Raw genomic sequence first — 4879 nt, 5'->3', positions numbered from 1 at the left:
AGTCAATGAGACACAGGAAAGGGCCGCCATGGGGCGGCCCTTTTATGCTTCGCATCCATCATTGCCGGCGCCAGCCTTTTAATTATGGAGATTGTCGCAGGACGTGCGGAAGCTCCCGCGGTAACGCATTGGCCCACCATCGACGCCCTGATACAAATCAACCGTACACAGGCCGGTATGGATTCCGGGCCCCTCCGGGAAGGGACTGTCGCTGCCGCTCCAACCTTCCGGCGGGACGACCACGCCGGTACTGCGCTCTATCCACTGAAAATAGTGGCTTTCACCGGCCTGGAGCAGTCGCTCCACGGCACATTCATTCTCGATCTCTTGATTACTGGTTCCATACTCGCTGAGCATGCCCGTCACGCCGAGAACACGGCTATTCGAGTAATCGATTGATAGATTCATTGGAATCGGGTTCCCATTGGTCGCCCAGGTTAGGTCGGCGCTTACAACGATAAAATCCGGATTGAGAAGCCCTGCGGTACCGGCTTCGTTGGTACGGAAAAATGCCTGGTAGCTATCGTGGACGGGCAGTGTGGGGGTTTCTCCACTCTGCCACTCAGCCGCATTGCCAGCGGCAATCTTGAAGGTGCCACGACGTCCCTGAGTGTGTTCGCGGAGCATTTGCTTTGCAGTCTGCTGGATTGCTTGCCATGCACGTTCTTTTAGTCGGCCTTTGTTTTCGTCATCATTGAGGGTATTGATTGCCGTATGCTCCGGCACACCCTCGCAGGCGCTCTCCGCATCGTCCGAACCGTCATCGCCACCCGCTGCGCCGCCAGCTTCACCCCCGCCGATGAGTCCCGGGTCAAAGCTCGACGGTTTGCCATTAATGGCTTCAGGGGCCTCAGCGCCGAAACCCTCATTGTTGGCGATCTCTGTCAATTCCTCATTGACGTGCTCAATGAGGTCATGCCAGGCATTCAGCTCCTCCATCAGGATTCGATAATTGGTCTTGGCCTGTGGAGAAAGCGTGATGCTCTCGGCCACCAGCTCGAGTGCGACACCCTGCCCGGGCCGGCTTACCTCGAAAGCGAATACCTGCATGGTGTTTGGGTTGAGCAAGGCAATTCGACGCTTTTCGGGCTCCGCCCAGCATTCAAGTTGAAATTCCGGATCATCGGGTATCAGTGGATCAGGGCTGCCCGGATCGGTATTGCAAAGCAATTCAGGTGCGTAATCCAGAGCAAGCTGTTGGGCGGATACCGGATCCTCACAATCATGGCTGCAGAAGAATGCCTCTTCCTGCTGTGGTATGGGATAGCCGATGTCCGAATTCCCAAGCACAGGCTCGGGATTGAGAAAGAAACACAAGGAAAAAATGAAAGACGTTGAATATAGACAATAGCTTCTCATTGTTATTCCCCCTCCTTTTTTCGACTAGCTGAGCAGTAAGCGCTGTCCCGGGAATGTTTTTGCCAGGATTATGCTCAGTGGCTAAAAAATTATAAAAGATTTGGGAATATTTCGACTCGTCGGCGGTAAGGACAGGGTGACGGAAGGGGTAAGGGAAATCCGACAGTGCTGTCACGGTCCGCTGTCGCCGCAGGACTGTCCAGGCTTTAGTCGTTCAAGGTGGTGCCGAAAGGGTATTTGCCGAGAGATCAAGGGCTACACAGGCGAAGGTTCAAGCCATCGGGTGCCTGAATCTCGGCTTCTTGACCCATGCGCCGGAGGGGGTGGCCATCGTACTCCAGCTTGGCGAGGCGGGCTTCCAGCTCGGGGGTTTCGAAGACCAGGCTGACTTCGGGGCCGCTGCGGCTGAATTGCAGGTTGAAGCCCTCGGCACAGACCTCGGTGATGCCCTCGGCGTCGGGGGAAGGAATCAGGCCCAGGTCCTCCCAGAAGATGGCGGCCTTCTCAGGATCCCGTGTACGGCGGCGCAGGGCGCGGAAATGGCCGGGCAGGCTGAAACTCTCCTGTCGAAATGGCGGCGGCGAGAAGGTGCGTGCCTCCAATAGACAGACCGTCTGGCCGCTGGGGTCGAAAAAACCGGCTTCGTTGAACTGGTTGGGGCCGAGTTTGATGAAGGCGAAGTCGATGCCCGATTGTTCCAGCTGCCTGACCTGCTCCGGCAGGTCTGGGGTAACGAATGTCAGGGAGGGCGAGGGAAAGCGATAGTCATGGAGACCGAGACACAGGCGTCCATCGCTCATGACGCCGTAGCGGTGGGGCCAGACATCACCCACCGGGATGCTCTCGAAGCCCAGGCCCTGCCAGAAATGCAGGGAATCCAGCACCGCTTCGCAATCCAGGCTCAGTTCCAGCAACCGTCCCAGTTTCATGGCGCCTCCCGACAATCCCGGTTCAGTGCATTCGCCATCGAGGACGGCGAGACCACAGCAAGCTAGCGCTCGGCGCCCATCTGCAATGCGCGCGCCTGGCTGTCCTCGGCGGCCTGAACGGCCTGTTCACGACTTTGCCTGGAGACTTCGGGCCAGCCGGCTGCGTGCCTGGCAACGAGCTCCTGGAGCATATGAATGTGGTCCTCGCTGGCATTGAGGGCGGGAACATAACGGAGCTTGCCGCCACCGGCCTCCTGGAACAGCTCGGCATTCTCGAAGGCAATTTCATCCAGGGTTTCCAGGCAGTCCGCGGGGAAACCCGGACAAACCACATCGATATCCCCAACACCTTCCCCACCCCAGGCTTCCAGGGTTTCATCGGTATAGGGCTTGAGCCACTCGGCCTTGCCGAAACGGGACTGGAAAGTGACAAACCACTCACCCTCCTTCAATCCCAAGCGATGGGCCACCAGCCGGGCGGTCTTGTGGCAATGACAGTGATAAGGATCACCGGCGAGAAAGGTGAACTTGGGGATGCCGTGGAAGGAGAACATCAGGCGTTCGCCACGTCCCCGCTGATACCAGTGCTCACGGATACTATTGGCCAGGGCCTGCACATAACCGGCATCGTCATGGTAGCTGGTGACCATGCGAAATTCCGGCATCCACCGCCAGCGGGAAAGGATCCCGGTGATCTTTTCAAAGGTGGAGCCGGTGGTGGATGATGCGTACTGGGGATACAGGGGCAGTACCAGCAGCCGCCTGACACCACGGGCCTGCAGGGACTCCAGTGCCGATTCGATGGAGGGCTTGCCGTAGCGCATACCCAGAACCAGTTCCACACGACCGCTGAATCGGCTCTTCAGCTTTTTCTCCAAGGCCTCCACCATGTCCTCGCAGTTGCTGAGCAGGGGTGAGCCGCGCCCGGTCCACACCCGGGCGTAGGCTTCGGCTGACTTGGCCGGCCGGGTACGCAGAACAATCCCGTTCAGAATCAGCCACCAGAGGGGGCGGGGTATCTCCACCACGCGGGGATCGCTGAGGAATTCCTTCAGATAGCGACGCAGGGCCGGCGGAGTCGGCTCATCGGGTGTGCCCAGATTGGTGACGAGGATACCCAGGCTGGCGGGCTCATCATGGCGGAAATCGGCGCGGCCTTGGAAACGTGTCATGGGACTGGCTTGCCTCGGGTCATCAAAAACAGGGTCGGCGACGGTGCGCTCGGGACCGATATTGTACCAGCCGTCCACGCCAGCGGGGTGGGTGCTTCTGACCCGGCGTCACGGCTGGCATACTCGGCAACCATGGACATCATCGCTGACCTGTTTACCGACTTTCCGGAAAAATTCGGCATTCCTCGCCAAGCGGGGCAGGCGCCCTCGTCCCAGGGGCGGGTGGTCCTCCGCCCCGCCTTTGCCCGTCCCGAGGCGGTGCGCGGCCTGGAGGGCTACAGCCACATCTGGCTGCTTTTCCAGTTCCATCAAGCGCAGGGCTGGAGACCGACGGTACGACCGCCGCGGCTGGGAGGCAACCGCCGCCTGGGGGTATTCGCCAGCCGATCGCCCTTCCGGCCCAACCCCATCGGGCTTTCCGTATTCAGGCTGGAGGGAATTGATTGCGACGACGGCGTCTGTCTTCACGTCAGCGGAGTGGACATTCTGGACGGCACGCCGGTACTGGACATCAAGCCCTATCTGCCCTGGGCGGATTGTGTCTCGGCGCAGGGGGGCTTTGCCGATGAGGTTCCAGCCACCCTCACCGTGAGTCTTAGCCGGCAAGCCGAGTCCTCTCTGGCGCAAATGGCGGAGGGAAATCGCCTTCGTTCACTGCTTGCCCAGACCCTTGGCCTGGACCCGAGGCCGGCCTATCACGAGGATCCCGAGCGAATCTATTTCAGCAATTTGGCCGGTCTGGAAGTGCAATGGCGGATTTGCGAGGACGTGGTTGAGGTCCTCTCAGTTGATGCCGCTGACTAGCTGGGCGCACCACCGGTGCCCAGGATGACCCCGAAACTGACCATCAGGAAGACCCCGGCCAGGACCAGGATGAAGCCGGTGGCACGGTGATGACGACGGGCGAAGTCATCAAAACGATTGTCGGATTCTTCCATCTTGCGCGTCGCCTGCCGGACTGAGACCCAATGATTGGCGATCTTTTCCAGGGGCTTGAGGGCGCTCGGGCGAAGCAGGATGACCAGCACAATGACCGCGGCCGCGGCATTGGCCACGATCAGGAACCAGAAAAGCGCCTCCCATATCCAGGGGATTCCGGGTAGTGCCCCTGCTGCCTCCGCAGGAGACAAGTGGAGCACAAAACCAAAGAAGAACCACAGGGCGGCGAGCAGAATCAGACCACCCGCCCAGCGATGATGGCGGTAGAAGAAGCGCTCGTAGTAACGCGGGAGTTCCAGTTCCCGCATGGCGCGCCGGGTGGACCATTGCCGGTTAAAACCTTCAGCCATGCGCTGGAATCCGTCCGGTGCCAACATCAGGATCAAACCCAGTGCTGCAGCGAGCAGCCCGACAATGATAAAAAACAGTACCGCCGCTTCAAGCAGCATCGTCCCCGTATCCATATTATCTCCCTATGTT

Annotated in this window: 5 protein-coding genes; 1 reads left to right on the top strand and 4 read right to left on the bottom strand. The window is 59.5% G+C overall.

The genetic code is table 11. From position 1 onward, the window contains the following. Nucleotides 1-78: 78 nt before the first annotated feature. The 3 genes from ACJWXQ_RS07525 to hemH all read right to left on the bottom strand — a co-directional run bounded on the left by ACJWXQ_RS07525 (nt 79) and on the right by hemH (nt 3460). On the bottom strand, nt 79-1359 hold the full coding sequence (locus tag ACJWXQ_RS07525) for a hypothetical protein (protein ID WP_406672509.1): 1281 nt from the start codon (nt 1357-1359) through the stop codon (nt 79-81). A 248-nt stretch (nt 1360-1607) separates the two neighbouring features. After that, nucleotides 1608-2288: a hypothetical protein gene (locus ACJWXQ_RS07520; RefSeq protein ID WP_346050575.1), complete on the bottom strand. Its 681-nt coding sequence runs from the start codon at nt 2286-2288 to the stop codon at nt 1608-1610. Between the two features lie 62 nt (nt 2289-2350). Then, nucleotides 2351-3460 carry a ferrochelatase gene (gene hemH / locus ACJWXQ_RS07515; protein ID WP_346050576.1) on the bottom strand — a complete coding sequence of 370 codons (1110 nt, stop codon included), beginning with the start codon at nt 3458-3460 and terminating at the stop codon, nt 2351-2353. A gap of 132 nt (nt 3461-3592) precedes the next feature. On the opposite strand from hemH, the gene tsaA reads away from it, so the two are divergent. Beyond that, nucleotides 3593-4264 carry a tRNA (N6-threonylcarbamoyladenosine(37)-N6)-methyltransferase TrmO gene (gene tsaA / locus ACJWXQ_RS07510; protein WP_346050577.1) on the top strand — a complete coding sequence of 224 codons (672 nt, stop codon included), beginning with the start codon at nt 3593-3595 and terminating at the stop codon, nt 4262-4264. Here the strand turns inward: tsaA and ACJWXQ_RS07505 are convergent. Further along, the gene (locus ACJWXQ_RS07505) at nt 4261-4863 is read right to left on the bottom strand and encodes a hypothetical protein (RefSeq protein ID WP_406672508.1); all 603 of its coding nucleotides are present in this window, start codon (nt 4861-4863) and stop codon (nt 4261-4263) included. The genes tsaA and ACJWXQ_RS07505 overlap by 4 nt on opposite strands. Nucleotides 4864-4879 lie beyond the last annotated feature (16 nt).

The sequence above is a fragment of the Natronospira sp. genome (assembly GCF_007134575.1).
Taxonomy (GTDB): Bacteria; Pseudomonadota; Gammaproteobacteria; order Natronospirales; family Natronospiraceae; genus Natronospira; species Natronospira elongata.
The sequence above is the reverse complement of the archived record's forward strand: the minus strand, read 5'-3'. Positions and strand labels throughout refer to the sequence as shown.

Excerpts from the sequence above, each read along its gene's own strand:
- ACJWXQ_RS07525 (WP_406672509.1), bottom strand. The coding sequence starts at position 1,359 with ATGAGAAGCTATTGTCTATATTCAACGTCTTTCATTTTTTCCTTGTGT.
- ACJWXQ_RS07520 (WP_346050575.1), bottom strand. The coding sequence starts at position 2,288 with ATGAAACTGGGACGGTTGCTGGAACTGAGCCTGGATTGCGAAGCGGTG.
- tsaA (WP_346050577.1), top strand. The coding sequence starts at position 3,593 with ATGGACATCATCGCTGACCTGTTTACCGACTTTCCGGAAAAATTCGGC.
- ACJWXQ_RS07505 (WP_406672508.1), bottom strand. The coding sequence starts at position 4,863 with ATGGATACGGGGACGATGCTGCTTGAAGCGGCGGTACTGTTTTTTATC.
- hemH (WP_346050576.1), bottom strand. The coding sequence starts at position 3,460 with ATGACACGTTTCCAAGGCCGCGCCGATTTCCGCCATGATGAGCCCGCC.